Here is a 15,547-nt window from a genome sequence, read left to right on the forward strand (position 1 = left end):
AAAAACGACCCGGACGCACATGCGACCGGGTCGTCAAATCCCGCCCTAAACGGTACACCGTTCGCTATCTAAGAAAAGACCTTAACTGAACGGCATTACTCGCGAAGAGGGCTTTTTTGCGTTTCGACCGATCGAATCAGAGCTGCGGATTGAGCTTTTCGACCTTCGAATGCAGCTTGTTCAACGCGGCGATGTACGCCTTCGCCGACGCCGCGACGATGTCCGGATCCGTGCCCACGCCGTTCACGATGCGACCGCTCTTCGACAGACGCACGGTGACTTCGCCCTGCGCCTGCGTGCCGGTCGTGATCGCGTTGACCGAATACAGCACGAGCTCCGCGCCGCTCTCGACCTTCGATTCGATCGCGTGCAGCGTCGCATCGACCGGACCGTTGCCGCGCGCTTCGCCCGTGACTTCGGTGCCTTCCACCGCGAACACGACCTTCGCTTGCGGCTGCTCGCCGGTTTCCGAATGCTGCTTCATCGACACGAAGCGGAAGTGCTCTTTCGCCTGCGCCTCGGCGGATTCCTCGGAGACGATCTGCATGATGTCTTCGTCGAAGATTTCGGCCTTGCGGTCGGCGAGATCCTTGAAGCGCGCGAACGCCGCATTCACGTCGGCTTCGGATTCGAGCGTCACGCCCAGTTCTTCCAGACGCTGCTTGAACGCATTTCGGCCCGACAGCTTGCCGAGCACGATCTTGTTCGCGCTCCAGCCCACGTCTTCCGCGCGCATGATTTCGTAGGTGTCGCGCGCCTTCAGCACGCCGTCCTGATGGATGCCCGAAGCGTGCGCGAACGCATTCGCCCCGACGACCGCCTTGTTCGGCTGCACGACGAAACCGGTGATCTGCGAGACGAGCTTCGAGGTCGGCACGATCTGCGTCGTGTCGATGCCCAGATCGAGGCCGAAGTAATCCTTGCGCGTCTTCACCGACATCACGATTTCTTCGAGCGACGTATTGCCCGCGCGCTCGCCCAGACCGTTGATCGTGCATTCGACCTGACGCGCGCCGCCGATCTGCACGCCCGCGAGCGAATTCGCGACCGCCATGCCGAGGTCGTCGTGGCAATGCACCGACCAGATCGCCTTGTCGGAGTTCGGCACGCGCTCGCGCAGCGTCTTGACGAGATTGCCGTAGAGCTCCGGCACGCCGTAGCCGACCGTATCCGCGATATTGATGGTGCGCGCGCCTTCGTCGATCACGGCTTCGAGCACGCGGCAGAGATAATCGATATCCGAGCGGCTGCCGTCTTCCGGCGAGAATTCGACATCATCCGTGAACTTGCGCGCGAAACGCACCGCGAGGCGCGCCTGGTCGTAGACCTGCTCCGGCGTCATGCGCAGCTTCTTCTCCATGTGCAGCGCCGACGTCGCGATGAACGTGTGGATACGGAACTGGCCGGCGGGCTTGAGCGCATCGGCGGCGCGCTGGATGTCCTTGTCGTTCGCGCGGGCGAGCGAGCAGACCGTGCTGTCCTTCACGAGCCCCGCGATGGTGTGGATCGCGTCGAAGTCGCCGTTCGAGCTGGCCGCGAAGCCGGCCTCGATCACGTCGACCTTCATGCGTTCCAGTTGCTTCGCGATGCGGATCTTCTCTTCCTTCGTCATCGACGCGCCGGGGGACTGCTCGCCATCGCGCAAGGTCGTGTCGAAGATGATCAACTTGTCTGCTGCCATGTTGGGCTCCTGTGGGGAGATTTATCGATTGTTGGAGATATCGAGACGAAACTCAAAAGGGAATTCGGGTGTTCGCGCCACCGCTGGCGTCGAAAACCTGAATGGACGAGCAGACGGGAGGCGTGAAGGATCAGCGCGGTAGGCGCGCTAGCAGCGATAGTGCGCGTAGCGACGCACTAGCCGGAAACAACGAGAAGGGGAACGTGAAAAAGTTCATTTAAAAACTATAACGACTTTTGATGACCTGTGCAATGAGGCTTTCCGATTGCGCCGATTGACGCTGCCTCGCGCCCGAACGCAAAACAAAAAAGCCTGCGTCCGCAAAGGAGGCAGGCTTTTTTCGATGCCGACAGACGATCAGTAACCGCCGATCGACGCGCTCACGCGCTGGCGCAGTTCCGCGCCGTCGCCGACTTGCGCGTTCTCGATGCGACGCGCGCCCTGAAAACGCTTTTCCCAATAGCCGTCTTCCATGTCGTCGACACGGATCGTGCTGCCGGTCGACGGCGAATGCACGAACTTGTTGTCGCCGATATAGATGCCGACGTGCGAGAACGAGCGGCGCATCGTATTGAAGAACACGAGGTCGCCCGGCTTCAGGTCGGAGACGGTCACTTTCTCGCCGACCCGGCTCATTTCCTCGGCGCGGCGCGGCAAGGTCATGCCGAGCGTGTCCTGGAAAACGTAGCGGACAAAGCCGCTGCAATCGAGACCGGAATCCGGCGTGTTGCCGCCCCAGCGATAACGCACGCCGATCATGTTGAGCGCGCCGACGACGACGTCGCCCGCCTTGCTCGCCACGCCCGACAGAAACGACTTCGCGCCGCCCGGATTGCTGGCGGCGTCTGCGCTTGCTGCATCGCTGGATTTGCTGGAGAAAATGCCGTTGTTGGCATTTTGGCTGCTACTGCTGACTTCGTCGGCGAACGCGCCGGAAGTTGTTGTCATCAGAAGGCCGATTAACATGCTCGCGGCGGCGCGCGCACATGTCTGAGTCATCGTTAGTGGCTGCATCGGTCGGTAGGTTTTACAATTAAAAGCTGCTAAATCAGGGAGATACGTGAAAGTTTGGAGGGATACTAGCCATAAAGTATTTAACTGTCAAAAGAAATAGAAAAATACAATTGAGACGCGCACCCAATTGGCGAAAAAGAAAGATTTTTAGGAAACTAGCGATGCTTTCAGAAGCTTTCTTGTGTATTCGTCAGAAGGGTTCGCAAAAATCTTCTCTACTTCCCCCGACTCCACGACAAAACCATTCCGCATGACCGCGACGCGATGAGCCATCGCGCCGATCACCTGCAGGTCGTGGCTAATGAAAACGTAACCAAGATTGTGCTTCTTCTGAATATCGGCCAGAAGCGCAAGCACTTGAGTTTGAATGGAAACATCGAGCGCGCTGGTCGGCTCGTCCAGGATCAGGATGCTCGGTTCGAGCACGAGCGCGCGCGCGATCGCAATGCGCTGGCGCTGTCCGCCGGAGAATTCGTGCGGATAGCGATCGAGCGCCGCGCGCTCCATGCCGACTTCGCGCAGCACGGCGATCACTTTCGCCCGTCGAGCGGCGGCATCGAGTTCCGGTCGATGCAGCGCGAGCCCTTCTCCGACGATGCGCTCCACCGTCTGCCGCGGCGAGAGCGAGCTGAACGGGTCCTGAAACACCACTTGCAAGTTCGAGCGCAGCACGGTTTTTTCGCGTCCGCGAAAATCGCCGATTGCGCGCCCCTGGAACTCCACCGCGCCGTTCGAGATGCGCTGCAGGCCGAGTAGCGCCATCGCAAGCGTCGATTTCCCCGACCCCGATTCGCCGACGATGCCGAGCGTCTCGCCCTGGCGCACCGTCAGCGTGACGTCGTCGACGGCCCTGAAGCGGCCGCGCCGGAACCAGCCAGCGAAACCCGGCAGACGCGTCGGGTAATCGACGGACACATCCTTCGCATCGAGCAGCACCGGGGCGATGGGCAGCACCGGCAGCACGCTGCGCTTCGGCTTGCTCTCGATGAGCCGCTTCGTGTACGGATGCTGCGGCGACGCGAAAATGGCCTCCACCGTGCCGCTTTCGACGAGCACGCCCTTCTCCATCACCGCGACGCGCTCGGCGAAGCGCCGCACGAGATTCAGGTCGTGCGTGATGAGCAGCACCGCCATGCCGCGCTTTTCGGCTTCATCGCGCTGAAGTTCGAGCAGCAACTCGACGATCTGCGCGCGGATCGTCACATCGAGCGCGGTGGTCGGCTCGTCGGCGAGAAGAAGCCGCGGCCGGCAGGCGAGCGCCATCGCGATCATCACGCGCTGACGCTGTCCGCCCGAAAGCTGATGCGGATAACTGTCCACGCGCCTTTCCGGCTCGGTGATCCCCGTACGCGCGAGCAGCGCAATCGCGCGTTTTCTCGCCTCGCGCGGGCTCGTGCCGTCGTGCAGGCGGATCGTCTCGCCGATCTGGTCCCCGACCGTGTAGAGCGGATTGAGCGCGGTCATCGGCTCCTGAAAGATCATCGCGATGTCGGAACCGCGCAGACCTCGGATCGCGCGTTCGCTTTTCGACAGCAATTCCTCGCCGTTGAAGCGGATCGATCCGCTCACTTCGGCCTCGTGCACGAGGCGCAACACCGACAGCGCCGTCACGCTCTTGCCCGAGCCCGATTCGCCGACGAGCGCCACACGCTCGCCCGCGCGAATGTCGAGATTGACGCCATCGACCGCGAGCGTGTCGCCGAAGCGCACGCGCAAGTCTTCGATCGAAAGTAGCGGCTCCGTCACTGCCCGCCTCCGGCTTTCACGGCATCGGAAATACGCGTATCGAGCGCGTTGCGCAAGGCGTCGCCCATGAAGGTCAGCAGGAGCAGCGTCGCGACGAGCACGCCGAACGTCGACAGCGAAATCCACCACGCGTCGAGATTGGCCTTGCCCTGCGCGAGCAACTCGCCGAGCGACGGCGTCGGCGACGGCACGCCGAGGCCGAGAAAATCGAGGCTCGTGAGCGCGAGAATCGCTCCGCTCATGCGAAACGGCAGGAACGTAATGACGGGCGTCAGGCTATTGGGCAAGACGTGCCGCCAGATGATCTGCCAGTTCGACAAACCCATCGCGCGCGCGGCGCGGACATAATCCTGCGTGCGGTTGCGCAGAAACTCCGCGCGCACGTAATCCGACAGGCCGATCCATCCGAACAGCGACAGCAGGATGATCAAAAGAATGAGACTCGGCTCGAATATCGACGCGAAGATGATCAGCAGATAAAGCTCCGGCAACGCGCTCCAGATTTCGATCAGGCGTTGCCCGGTGATATCGATCCTGCCGCCGAAGTAGCCCTGCACCGCGCCCGCGACGACACCGAGCACGGTGCCGATCGCCGTCAGCACGAGCGCGAACAGTACCGACACGCGAAAGCCGTAGACGAGGCGCGCGAACACGTCGCGGCCGCGATCGTCGGTGCCGAGCCAGTTCTCGCGCGACGGCGGCGCCGGGTTCGAGCCCTTCGAAAAATAGTTGAGCGTGTCGTAGTAGTAGTGATTCGGCGGATAGATCGCGAAGTTGCCGGGCGCGCTGAAGCGATCGCGCACGAACGGATCGAGATAATCGGCGGGCGTCGGAAAGTCGCCGCCGAAGGTCGTCTCCGCATACGTCTTCACGAGCGGAAAGTAAAAGTGGCCCTGATAGCGCACGACGAGCGGCTTGTCGTTCGACCACAGCGGCCCCGCGAGACTGATGACGAACGCCGCGATGAACACGATCAGGCTCCAGTATCCGAGCCTGTTTCGCTTGAAGCGCAGCCATACGCGCCGTCCTGGCGGCACCGATGCCGCGCCGCGCAGCGGTTGCGCATCGCTGCCGTTGGCACCGCGCCGTGACGATTCCGGTGAAGCGGCTCGATTCAAATCAGCGCTCCAGTTGTTCGAATTGAATGCGTGGATCGACCCAGACGTAACAGAGGTCCGAGATGAGCTTCGTCGCGAGGCCGATCAGCGTGAAGAGATAAAGCGTGCCGAGCACGACCGGATAGTCGCGCCGCACGACGGATTCGTACGAGAGCAGTCCGAGGCCGTCGAGCGAAAAGAGCGTCTCGATCAGCAGGCTGCCCGTAAAGAACGCGCCGATGAACGCCGCCGGAAAACCGACGATCAGCGGCAAGAGCGCGTTGCGGAATACGTGCTTCCACAGCACGCGCCGCTCACTCAAGCCTTTGGCGCGCGCGGTCAGCACATATTGCTTGCGGATTTCGTCGAGGAACGCGTTCTTCGTGAGCATCGTGACGACGGCGAAGCTGCCCACCACCGACGCCACGACCGGCAACGTGATGTGCCACAGATAATCGAGAATCTTGCCGCCGAGCGAGAGCGTCGCCCAGTTGTCGGACGTGAGATTGCGCAGCGGAAACAGTTGCCAGAACGTGCCGCCGCCGAAGAGCACGAGCAGCAGCACGCCGAGCACGAAGCCCGGAATCGCAAAGCCGACGAGCACGATGAGACTCGTCGCGACATCGAACTTCGAGCCGTTCTTCACGGCTTTGGCGATGCCGAGCGGCACCGATATCAGATACGTGATGAAGAAGGTCCACAAGCCGATGCTGATCGACACCGGCAGCTTCGACACGATCAGCGACCACACGCTCTGATGCCTGAAATAACTCTCGCCGAGATCGAAGCGCGCGAACTTGCCGAGCATCAGAAAGTAGCGTTGCAGCGGCGGTTTGTCGAAGCCGTAGAGCTTCTTCAGTTGCTCGACCTGCTGTGCATCGACGCCCGTATGCGTGCGCAGCCCGAAGCCGCCGCCGCCTTCGGACTGTCCGCGCCGCAAGTCGTGCACCGCCTGTTCGACCGGACCGCCCGGCACGAACTGGATCACGACGAACGTGAGCGTCAACACGCCGATGAGCGTCGGGATCATCAAGAGAATGCGTTTAAGGATGTAGCTCCACATGGCGCGTCCTCGTTACTTCGCCGCGTGCGCGGCGGGCCCGGATTTGGCCCACCACGTCGATATGACCCACTCTTCCGCGCCGTAATACAGCGGCAGCGTCGACGGGTACGCCAGCGTATTCCGATACGCCACGCGATGCGTCGCCGAGTACCAGTGCGGCACCACATAGTAGCCGTTCATCAGCACGCGATCGAGCGCGTGCGTCGCGTCCACCAGTTGCTCGCGCGTCTGCGCGGAGATCACTGTCTGCAGGATCGCATCGACGGCCGGCGACTTCACGCCTGCGAGATTGTCGGAGCCCTGCTCGTCCGCGGACTTGCTGCCGAAGCGCGAAACCTGCTCGGTGCCCGGCACCTGCACGTCGGGCATGCGCACGCTCGTCATGTCGAAGTCGAACGCATCGAGACGTTTCTGGATCAACGCGTAATCGACGGTGCGAAAGTTCATCGTGATGCCGAGCTTCTGCAGATTGCGCCCGAACGCGGCCGCGACCGGCTCCATCGACGCGCCGCCGCCGGTGTCGTCGAGAATCTCGAAGACGAACGGCTCGCCCTTCGCGTTGCGCAGCGCGCCGTCGCGATACGTCCAGCCGGCTCGAGCGAGCAATTCGCGCGCCTTGATGAGATTGGCGCGCAGCGAGCCGGGCGGATCGGTGTCCGGCTGACGCGGCATCTCGCCGAACACGGAAGGATCGAGCTGCTTCTTCAGCGGGTTCAATATCGCGAGTTCGCCTTCGCTCGGCAATCCCTTCGCCTGCAGATCCGTGTTGACGAAAAAGCTGTCGATGCGCCTGTACTGATTGAAGAACAGTTGCCGGTTGAGCCACTCGAAATCGAGCGCGAGATCGAGCGCCTGACGCACGCGCACGTCCTTGAAGAGCGGCTTGCGCGTGTTCATGAAGAAGCCCTGCATGCCGGTGCCGTTGTGGTGCGGGAACTCGCGCTTGATGAGCTCGCCGCTGTCGAAGCGTTTGCCGATATCGCGCCGCACCCAACTGCGCGCGACGTACTCGACCAGCACGTCGTACTCGCCCGCCTTGAACGCTTCGAGGCGCGCGGTCGGATCGCCGTAAAGCTTGTAGTCGATGCGCGCGAAATTGAACGTGCCGACACGCACCGGCAGCGCCGCGCCCCAGTAATCCGGATTGCGCCGGTACGAGATCGTGCGGCCGTTGTCGTAACGATCGATCAGATACGGCCCGCTGCCGATGGGCTTCTGGAACGCGATCTTGTCGAACGGAATGCGCGTGCCGTCCGGCTTCATGCCCCACTTGCGCGAAAACACCGGAATGCCGCCCGCGAGCAGCGGCATCTCGCGCGTCGCGATCTTGAACTCGAAGCGGATCGTCTGCGGATCGACGATCACCGCGCGCGCGATCTGCCCGAAGTACACGGAGAACTGCGGCGCGGCAAGCGGACTCTTGAGCGTCTCGAACGAGAACTTCACGTCTTCCGCCGTGACCGGATCGCCGTTGGAAAAGCGCGCTTTCGGATTGATGTGGAAGGTGGTCGACATGCCATCGGGCGCGACGGAAATGTCATCGGCGAGCAGGCCGTAAGCGGTCGATACTTCGTCGGAACTGCCTGTCGTCAGGCTCTCGAACATCAGCGAAAGACCGGGCGCGGGATTGCCGCGCAACGTGAACGGATTGAACTTGTCGAAGCTCGTCAGCCGGTTCGGGTTCGCGAGGACGAGCGTGCCGTCGCGCGGCGCGTCGGGATTCACGTAATCGAAGTGCTTGAAACCGGCCGGGTATTTCGGCTCGCCGTATTGCGCGATGGCATGCACCGCGTAAGCCGGACTCGCGAGCCATGCCGCCGATGCGGCCAGCGACCAGGTCAGGACCAAGCGTGAGGCGCTGCATAAACGGATCGTCATGTGCCTCTGGGCGCGATTTGAGTGTGTGACGCGATGGAGTGACCCGGCCGGAAACCCGAAGCGCGAGCCGCGGGAATCTTAAGGCGAGGCATTGCGATGTGAGAGAATTCTACCCAAAATCACGCACCGCTCGGCCTGCGACCCAAGGGTTGTCGACTGGCCGATCGCGCCACGCACGACCCCGCGCGGCATCGGACAACCGGTGCGCGCCGCGACACTGACATCAAAGAAGGAGCATTCATGGGCTTTCTCGCTGGAAAACGAATTCTGCTGACGGGCCTGCTGTCCAACCGCTCGATCGCTTACGGCATCGCCGCGGCCTGCAAGCGCGAAGGCGCGGAACTGGCGTTCACGTATGTCGGCGAGCGCTTCAAGGAGCGCATCACCGAGTTCGCGACCGAGTTCGGCAGCGACATGGTCTATCCGTGCGACGTCGCCGACGACGCGCAAATCGATGCGCTGTTCGCGTCGCTGAAAGAACGCTGGGACTCGCTCGACGGCCTCGTGCACTCCATCGGCTTCGCGCCGCGCGAGGCGATCGCGGGCGATTTCCTCGACGGCATGACGCGCGAGAACTTCCGCGTTGCGCACGACATCTCCGCCTACAGTTTCCCCGCGCTTGCGAAAGCCGCGCTGCCGATGCTGAAAGACGGCTCGTCGCTGCTCACGCTGTCGTATCTCGGCGCCGAGCGCGCGCTGCCGAACTACAACACGATGGGCCTCGCGAAGGCATCGCTCGAGGCGAGCGTGCGTTACATGGCGGCGTCCCAGTCGCTCGGCGCCAAGGGCGTACGCGTCAACGCCATCTCGGCCGGCCCGATCAAGACGCTCGCGGCGAGCGGCATCAAGAGCTTCGGCAAGATTCTGAACTTCGTCGAACAGAATGCGCCGCTCAAGCGCAATGTGACGATCGAGCAAGTGGGCAATGTCGCCGCGTTCCTGCTGTCGGATCTGTCGAGCGGCATGAGCGCGGAAGTCGTCCACGTCGATGCCGGATTCCATGCGGTCGTCGGCGGAATGGGCGGCGACGCGGAATAAGCGCCCGTTCGCAGCTGCAAAACGAAGCGCCGCTCACTTCAGGTGAGCGGCGCTTTTTATTTGCCGCGATGACCGCGCCCTGCCTCAACGATAGCCGTGCGGGCCGCCATGTCCGTTGCCGTGCCCGTTGCCATGTCCGTAACCGTGCCCCGGCGGCGGACCATGCGGGCGCGGCGGAGGCGGCGGACGGCCGTGCCCGTAATGACGATAGTAGTCGTTGCGGCTCCAATAGCGTCGGCCGTCCCAGTACCGGCTGCCATGCCAGCCGATGACGACCGGCGGCGCGTACATCGGCGCGGGCTGATAGACGACGGGCGGCGGAGGCGGTGCATAGACCGGCGTCGGCGCGACGTAGACCGGCGCCGGAATGCCGATATTCACGCCGACATGAACGTCCGCCGCGCGCGCGATGCCCGTCACGCTCAGCGCCGCCATGGTCAGCACACCGGCCACGATTCGTCCCGAGAACTTCTTTTTCATATGCAACCGGACCTCGCTTTGTACTTGTTCGCTTGCGCTCAAATATAACGAAAACCTTTCGACGCAATATTTCAGCTTTGTAAGTTATTGCCTGCTCGCGCTTTACGTCTGGAGAAACCTTACCTTTTGTTACATCGCGCGGGTGAGAATTCGCGGCGTTGTTGTTTTACTGGGAATTCGCCCTTCCACGTTCAAGCGGCAACAAAAAAGCCACCCGTGACGAACGAGTGGCTTTCGGCGACGGACGCCGGGCGGCGCGGGACGATCAACGCCAGCCGTTGTGACGGCCGTGGTCATGGCCGTCTTGATCGTGGCCGCGGCCATGATCGTAGTGGCGATAGTAATCGTCGCGATCCCAGTAGCGACGGCCATCCCAGTAACGATCGCCATGCCAGCCGACCACGATGGCCGGCTGCACGTAGACCGGCGCCGGAGGCGGCGCGTACACGACGGGCGGCGGAGGCGGCGCATAGACCGGCTCGGGCGCGACGTACACGGGCGCGGGCACCCCGATGTTCACGCCCACGGACACACCCGCATTGGCCGCGCCGGACACCATCAGACCGCCGAACATCACGGCGCCAGCCAGCACGGAAGCCTTCGATACCTTGTTCATGTAAAGCCCCACCCCGATGGGTTGTTTGTTGTGTTGACCGGACTATATCGGACGGATGCCGCATCGAGTGTTCGACTTCGTAACCTGCTATTACCGAGGAAAAACTTACGAAAAGTAAGCTCGTGCAGATGAAAAAACGGCGGCCCTCGCATCGCGAAGATCGCCGTTCGTGAGAGGCGCAGCGAAGATCAGTTCGGCAGTTCCTGGCCTTTCGTTTCCGGCGCGAGCGGGATCACCGCGAGACCGATGAGAAACGCAATCGCGGTAATGGCAATCGGCACGCCGAGCGTCTTCATGTTGAGCACCATCGCGCCGATGCCGAAGTTCACGATCGCGCCGAAGAAGCGCCCGACCGACGTGCAGAACGCGAAGGCCGTCGCACGCACGCGGGTTTCGAACTGCTCGGGCAGCCACAGCGAGAAGAGCGCGAAGTTGCCGCCGAAAAAGCCCAGCACGACGAGCAGCGCGATGAACGGCACCAGCCCGTTCGGCAGATAGAACGCCCAGCCGAACGCGAGCGCGATCGACGCCGCCATGCCGACGAAATACACCGCGAGCGTCTTTCTGCGGCCGATCTTTTCGGCCATCGGCGGCAGCGCGAGACAGCCGACGATCGTGCCGATCGAAAGCAGCCCCGTCGCGATCGACGCCATGCGCGCGGCATCGTGCTTGTCCATGCCCGCCTTCGTCGCGAGCTGAACGACCGCCGACGGTTCATACACCGCGCCCGCCCACAAGCCGATGATCGCCACCGTCAGCAGCACGGCCGCGACGATCGTCCGCTTGCGATATTGCGCATTGAAGATCGCCTTCAGCGAACTCTCGTGCTTGACGTGCGGATGAGCGGTTTCGGCGCGTTCCCACTTGTCGGTTTCCTTCACGCGCAGGAGCACCATGATCGACACGACGACCGGAAACAGGCCGACGAGAAACATCGCGCGCCAGCCGAACGTCGCGCCGATCGTGTAATTGAGCGCGGCGGCGAGGAAGAAGCCCGCGTAGTAGCCGGTCTGCAGATAACCCGCGCCCATCTTCCGGCGGTCTTCCGGCCAGGCTTCCGCGACATACGTGCCCGCGAGCGCCCATTCACCGCCGATCCCCACGCCCGCGCAAAACCGATAGAAGCCGAGCTCCCACACGTTATGCGCGGTCGCCGCGAGGCCGGTGAAGATCGCGAACGTGAAGATGGTCGCCGCGAGCACTTTCGTGCGTCCGAAACGGTCGGCGAGCGGTCCCCAGATGAACGACAGTCCCCATCCGACGAGAAAGAGCGCGAAGAGAATCGAGCCCGCAAGCCCGATGTTCGCCGGCGTCGCCGCATAGCCCGAACGCGGCAGCAATTCGGTGAGCGCCGGCGCGAGCACGAGCGCGTAGATGAACGAATCCATTCCGTCGAGCGTCCAGCCGGCCCACGCACCCCAGAAACCGGTGATCTGCGACCGGTTGAGCGGTGTCTTCGTGGCGCGCGTGGCGCTTATCTGTCGATCCAGCGTGCTGGGCATGGCCATGTCTCCAAAGGAATTAGCGACGCGCCGGTTAAAAATGTTTGTTATGGCGTCTAGGGAAAGCACCGAAGTACCGTGTGCGTTTTTATATATAATATTTGAACATCGACACACGACAAGTCCGCACTTTCACCTAGCCATGCCGACAGATCTCTCAGCCGGATCGACTCCGGCCTCATTTCGCGACGCGCAGTTCGAACCGCGCCAGAGCACGTCGCGCTTCATCGCGGATGCGCTGCGCGCCGCCATCGTCGATGGCTCGCTGTTGCCGGGCGAGCCGCTGCGGCAGGACGCGATCGCCCGGCAGTTTTCGGTCAGCGCCATTCCGGTGCGAGAAGCGTTCCGCCAGCTCGAAAGCGAAGGCTGGGTGACAATCGAGCCGAATCGCGGCGCGGCCGTCAGTCTGCAATCGGCCGACGAGGCGCGCGAGATCTACGAGATTCGCGCATCGCTCGAAAGTCTCGCGATCGGCATTGCGATCGCGCATCACACGCCCGAAACGCTTGCCGACGCGAAACGCCTGCTCGAAGCCGCCGAGAACGAGCCTGATCCGACGCTCTACGTCGTGCGCAACGAGCAGTTCCACATGGCGCTCTACGCGCCCGCCGACCGTCCTCGGCTGATGGAGCTGATCGGCCAGATGCATCGGCGCGGCGAACGCTATTTGCGGCTGAAGCTCGGTCTGCCGATCCACAAGGATTCATCCGATGCCGAGCACCGCGCGATCTTCGATGCCCTCGCCGCGCGCGATATCGAACAGGCGCAGACGCTCGTCGCGCGCCATCTGCTCGCGACGGGCGAACTGCTCTACCGCTTTCTCGCCGATGCCCAGGCGCTCGCGCACTCGAGCCACGTCAAGAAGAAGAAACGCCGCGCATCTTCCCGATCGAATTCCGTCAAGGCCGACCAATGAACGACGTCATCGCTAAAACCCGCAACTGGAACACGCGCGCGCAGGAAAAAGCGCGGCGTCTTAAGCTGATCGAGCCGTGGATGAACGGCTCCGTGCTCGATGCCGCGCACATCGTCGATGCGTTGAGTGCGCTCATCGTCACCGGCGACCGTGTCGCGCTCGAAGGCAACAATCAGAAGCAGGCGGACTTTCTCTCGCGCGCATTCGCGAAGCTCGATCCGGATCGCGTGCACGACATCCATCTGCTGATCTCGAGCATCAGCCGTCCCGAGCATCTCGCGCTCTTCGAGCAAGGCATCGCGCACAAGGTCGATTTCGCGTTCGCCGGGCCGCAAAGCCTGCGCGTCGCGCAACTGCTCGAAGACGGCATGCTGGAGATCGGCGCGATCTATACGTACATCGAACTGTATGCGCGCATGTTCATCGACTTGACGCCGCAGGTCGCGCTCGTGTGCGCGGTGCAGGCAGACCGGCACGGCAATCTGTACACGGGCGCCAACACCGAGGACACGCCGACGATCGTCGAAGCCACCGCGTTCCGGCATGGCATCGTGGTCGCGCAGGTGAACGAAATCGTCGACGAACTGCCGCGCGTCGATATTCCCGGCTCGTGGGTCGATGTCGTCGTCGAGGCCGATCGTCCGTTCGCCGTGGAGCCGCTTTTCACGCGCGATCCGCGTCACATCGGCGAATTGCAGATTCTCATGGCGATGATGACGATCCGCGGCATCTACGAGCGCTATGGCGTCAAGGCGCTCAATCACGGCATCGGCTTCGATACGGCCGCGATCGAACTGCTGTTGCCGACATACGGCGAGAAGCTCGGCCTCAAAGGAAAGATCTGCACGAACTGGGCGCTCAATCCGCATCCGACGCTGATTCCCGCGATCGAATCCGGCTGGGTGGACAGCGTGCATTGCTTCGGCAGCGAAGTCGGCATGGAGGACTACATCGCGGCGCGCTCCGATGTGTTCTTCACCGGCCGCGACGGCAGCCTGCGCTCGAATCGCGTGTTCTGCCAGCTCGCGGGGCAATACGGTGTCGATCTCTTCATCGGCTCGACCTTGCAGATGGACGCCGACGCGAATTCGTCGACGGTCACGCTCGGGCGGCTCGCGGGCTTCGGCGGCGCGCCGAACATGGGACACGATCCGCGCGGCCGGCGTCATTCGAGCGAAGCGTGGCTCAAGCTCCTGAAGGACGACGGCCCGAATCCGAAGATCGCGCGCGGCCACAAGCTCGTCGTGCAGACGGCCGAGACGTACAAGAAAGGCGGCGAGCCGACCATCGTCGATGCGCTCGACGCGATTGCCGTCGGCGAGAAAAGCGGCATGCCGATCGCGCCCGTGATGATCTACGGCGACGATGTCACGCACGTCGTGACGGAAGAAGGCATCGCGTATCTGCACGCGGCCGAAGGCGTCGACGAGCGCCGCGCCGCGCTCGCGGCGGTCGCTGGCGTGACGCCGATCGGCATGCGCGCCGATCCCGCGAAGACGGCGGAATTGAGACGGCGCGGCATCGTCGCGTATCCGGAAGATCTGGGCGTGCGGCGCGGCGAAGCCAAGCGCTCGCTGCTCGCGGCGCGCAGCATCGACGATCTCGTCGCGTGGTCGGGCGGCTTGTACGCGCCGCCCGCGCGCTTCCGGAGCTGGTGATGAAGCCGGCTCTTCGCGATCTTGCGCGCGCGGTCGCGTCGCCGTCGCTCATCGCGCAATGCGCCGTCGATGCGCTGATCGCCGAGGCGCGTCTCACGCCGAAGCCCGCGCTCGTCGATGAACGCGGCAGCGGCGCGCATCGCGATCTCGATCTGGACACGATGCTGCGTTCCGCTCGCGCCCTGCATCCGACGTTTCTCGCGATCGCGCGCGCGGCGTCGCACGCGGAGCCGTCGCAGATCTTGCGCGAGCAACTGGCGCGCATCGGCCGCGAAGGCGAATCCGCGATGATGCGCGCAACCGATGGCAGCAACGCGCATCGCGGCGCGATCTGGATCATCGGTTTGCTGTGCGCGGGCGCGGCGATGCAAGCGCCCGACGACAGCGGCGCGATCTGCTTCTCGGCGGCGAAGATCGCCCGTTTCGACGATCGCTACGCGCCGCTAACGGCAACGAAGAGCCACGGTGCGCGCGTCAGCGAACGCTATCGCGTGGCGGGCGCACGCGGCGAAGCGCGCGATGGTTTTCCTCACGCGCGGCTCGTCGGCCTGCCCGCGCTGGACGCCGCGCGCGCACGCGGACTCGCCGAATCCGACGCGCGGCTCGATGCGCTCGTCGCGATCATCGCGTCGCTCGACGATACGTGTCTTCTGCATCGCGGCGGAATGCCCGCGCTCGAAGCAGCGCATCGCGGCGCGCGCGATGTGATCGCTTGCGGCGGAGCGGCGAGCGTCGCGGGCCGTCGCGCGCTCGAGGCGCTTCACGAAGAACTGATGAAGCTGAACGCATCGCCCGGCGGCGCGGCCGACCTGCTCGCGGCGACACTCTTTCTCGACAGTCTCAGGCGCTTGCCCTGAA

The 15,547-nt window shown here is 63.3% G+C and carries 13 protein-coding genes; 4 read left to right on the top strand and 9 right to left on the bottom strand.

The genetic code is table 11. From position 1 onward, the window contains the following. Positions 1 to 136 precede the first annotated feature (136 nt). The 6 genes from QCE58_RS10040 to QCE58_RS10065 all read right to left on the bottom strand — a co-directional run bounded on the left by QCE58_RS10040 (position 137) and on the right by QCE58_RS10065 (position 8,479). Complete coding sequence (locus tag QCE58_RS10040) at positions 137 to 1,681, bottom strand: 2-isopropylmalate synthase (protein WP_008341793.1); 1,545 nt, start codon at positions 1,679 to 1,681, stop codon at positions 137 to 139. 357 nt (positions 1,682 to 2,038) lie between these two features. After that, on the bottom strand, positions 2,039 to 2,695 hold the full coding sequence (locus QCE58_RS10045) for a C40 family peptidase (RefSeq protein WP_008341795.1): 657 nt from the start codon (positions 2,693 to 2,695) through the stop codon (positions 2,039 to 2,041). A 147-nt stretch (positions 2,696 to 2,842) separates the two neighbouring features. After that, complete coding sequence (locus tag QCE58_RS10050) at positions 2,843 to 4,441, bottom strand: ABC transporter ATP-binding protein (protein ID WP_250496850.1); 1,599 nt, start codon at positions 4,439 to 4,441, stop codon at positions 2,843 to 2,845. Beyond that, positions 4,438 to 5,559, bottom strand: a complete 1,122-nt coding sequence (locus QCE58_RS10055) for an ABC transporter permease (RefSeq protein WP_008341799.1) — start codon at positions 5,557 to 5,559, stop codon at positions 4,438 to 4,440. The genes QCE58_RS10050 and QCE58_RS10055 overlap by 4 nt, the downstream gene beginning before the upstream one ends. A gap of 1 nt (position 5,560) precedes the next feature. After that, positions 5,561 to 6,601, bottom strand: a complete 1,041-nt coding sequence (locus QCE58_RS10060) for a microcin C ABC transporter permease YejB (RefSeq protein ID WP_008341800.1) — start codon at positions 6,599 to 6,601, stop codon at positions 5,561 to 5,563. Positions 6,602 to 6,613: 12 nt separating this feature from the next. Next, positions 6,614 to 8,479 carry an extracellular solute-binding protein gene (locus QCE58_RS10065; RefSeq protein ID WP_250521187.1) on the bottom strand — a complete coding sequence of 622 codons (1,866 nt, stop codon included), beginning with the start codon at positions 8,477 to 8,479 and terminating at the stop codon, positions 6,614 to 6,616. A gap of 240 nt (positions 8,480 to 8,719) precedes the next feature. Between QCE58_RS10065 and fabI the strand changes: the two genes are divergently transcribed. After that, the gene (gene fabI, locus QCE58_RS10070) at positions 8,720 to 9,517 is read left to right on the top strand and encodes an enoyl-ACP reductase FabI (protein ID WP_008341802.1); all 798 of its coding nucleotides are present in this window, start codon (positions 8,720 to 8,722) and stop codon (positions 9,515 to 9,517) included. 84 nt (positions 9,518 to 9,601) lie between these two features. Here fabI and QCE58_RS10075 read toward each other — a convergent pair whose 3' ends face one another. From QCE58_RS10075 to QCE58_RS10085, 3 genes are all read right to left on the bottom strand, one after another. Then, positions 9,602 to 9,997: a hypothetical protein gene (locus tag QCE58_RS10075; protein ID WP_175982687.1), complete on the bottom strand. Its 396-nt coding sequence runs from the start codon at positions 9,995 to 9,997 to the stop codon at positions 9,602 to 9,604. Between the two features lie 265 nt (positions 9,998 to 10,262). Then, positions 10,263 to 10,613 (bottom strand): hypothetical protein, encoded by a 351-nt coding sequence (locus tag QCE58_RS10080; protein WP_250502226.1) that lies wholly within the window; start codon positions 10,611 to 10,613, stop codon positions 10,263 to 10,265. Positions 10,614 to 10,801: 188 nt separating this feature from the next. Continuing rightward, positions 10,802 to 12,115: an MFS transporter gene (locus tag QCE58_RS10085; protein WP_244807413.1), complete on the bottom strand. Its 1,314-nt coding sequence runs from the start codon at positions 12,113 to 12,115 to the stop codon at positions 10,802 to 10,804. A 142-nt stretch (positions 12,116 to 12,257) separates the two neighbouring features. Between QCE58_RS10085 and QCE58_RS10090 the strand changes: the two genes are divergently transcribed. The 3 genes from QCE58_RS10090 to QCE58_RS10100 are packed head-to-tail and all read left to right on the top strand — an operon-like array spanning position 12,258 to position 15,546. Then, complete coding sequence (locus tag QCE58_RS10090; protein ID WP_008341808.1) at positions 12,258 to 13,031, top strand: GntR family transcriptional regulator; 774 nt, start codon at positions 12,258 to 12,260, stop codon at positions 13,029 to 13,031. Then, positions 13,028 to 14,689: a malonate decarboxylase subunit alpha gene (gene mdcA, locus QCE58_RS10095; protein ID WP_175982690.1), complete on the top strand. Its 1,662-nt coding sequence runs from the start codon at positions 13,028 to 13,030 to the stop codon at positions 14,687 to 14,689. Before QCE58_RS10090 ends, mdcA begins: the two co-directional genes overlap by 4 nt. After that, entirely contained in the window at positions 14,689 to 15,546 is an 858-nt protein-coding gene (locus QCE58_RS10100) for a triphosphoribosyl-dephospho-CoA synthase (RefSeq protein WP_250521188.1), read from the top strand. The genes mdcA and QCE58_RS10100 overlap by 1 nt, the downstream gene beginning before the upstream one ends. Position 15,547 lies beyond the last annotated feature (1 nt).

This window comes from Caballeronia sp. LZ028, from assembly GCF_031451415.1.
Classification (GTDB): Bacteria; Pseudomonadota; Gammaproteobacteria; order Burkholderiales; family Burkholderiaceae; genus Caballeronia; species Caballeronia zhejiangensis.

Coding starts and splice junctions, on each gene's coding strand:
- QCE58_RS10040 (WP_008341793.1), bottom strand. CDS start 1,681: ATGGCAGCAGACAAGTTGATCATCTTCGACACGACCTTGCGCGATGGC.
- QCE58_RS10045 (WP_008341795.1), bottom strand. CDS start 2,695: ATGCAGCCACTAACGATGACTCAGACATGTGCGCGCGCCGCCGCGAGC.
- QCE58_RS10060 (WP_008341800.1), bottom strand. CDS start 6,601: ATGTGGAGCTACATCCTTAAACGCATTCTCTTGATGATCCCGACGCTC.
- QCE58_RS10065 (WP_250521187.1), bottom strand. CDS start 8,479: ATGACGATCCGTTTATGCAGCGCCTCACGCTTGGTCCTGACCTGGTCG.
- fabI (WP_008341802.1), top strand. CDS start 8,720: ATGGGCTTTCTCGCTGGAAAACGAATTCTGCTGACGGGCCTGCTGTCC.
- QCE58_RS10075 (WP_175982687.1), bottom strand. CDS start 9,997: ATGAAAAAGAAGTTCTCGGGACGAATCGTGGCCGGTGTGCTGACCATG.
- QCE58_RS10080 (WP_250502226.1), bottom strand. CDS start 10,613: ATGAACAAGGTATCGAAGGCTTCCGTGCTGGCTGGCGCCGTGATGTTC.
- QCE58_RS10085 (WP_244807413.1), bottom strand. CDS start 12,115: ATGCCCAGCACGCTGGATCGACAGATAAGCGCCACGCGCGCCACGAAG.
- QCE58_RS10090 (WP_008341808.1), top strand. CDS start 12,258: ATGCCGACAGATCTCTCAGCCGGATCGACTCCGGCCTCATTTCGCGAC.
- mdcA (WP_175982690.1), top strand. CDS start 13,028: ATGAACGACGTCATCGCTAAAACCCGCAACTGGAACACGCGCGCGCAG.
- QCE58_RS10100 (WP_250521188.1), top strand. CDS start 14,689: ATGAAGCCGGCTCTTCGCGATCTTGCGCGCGCGGTCGCGTCGCCGTCG.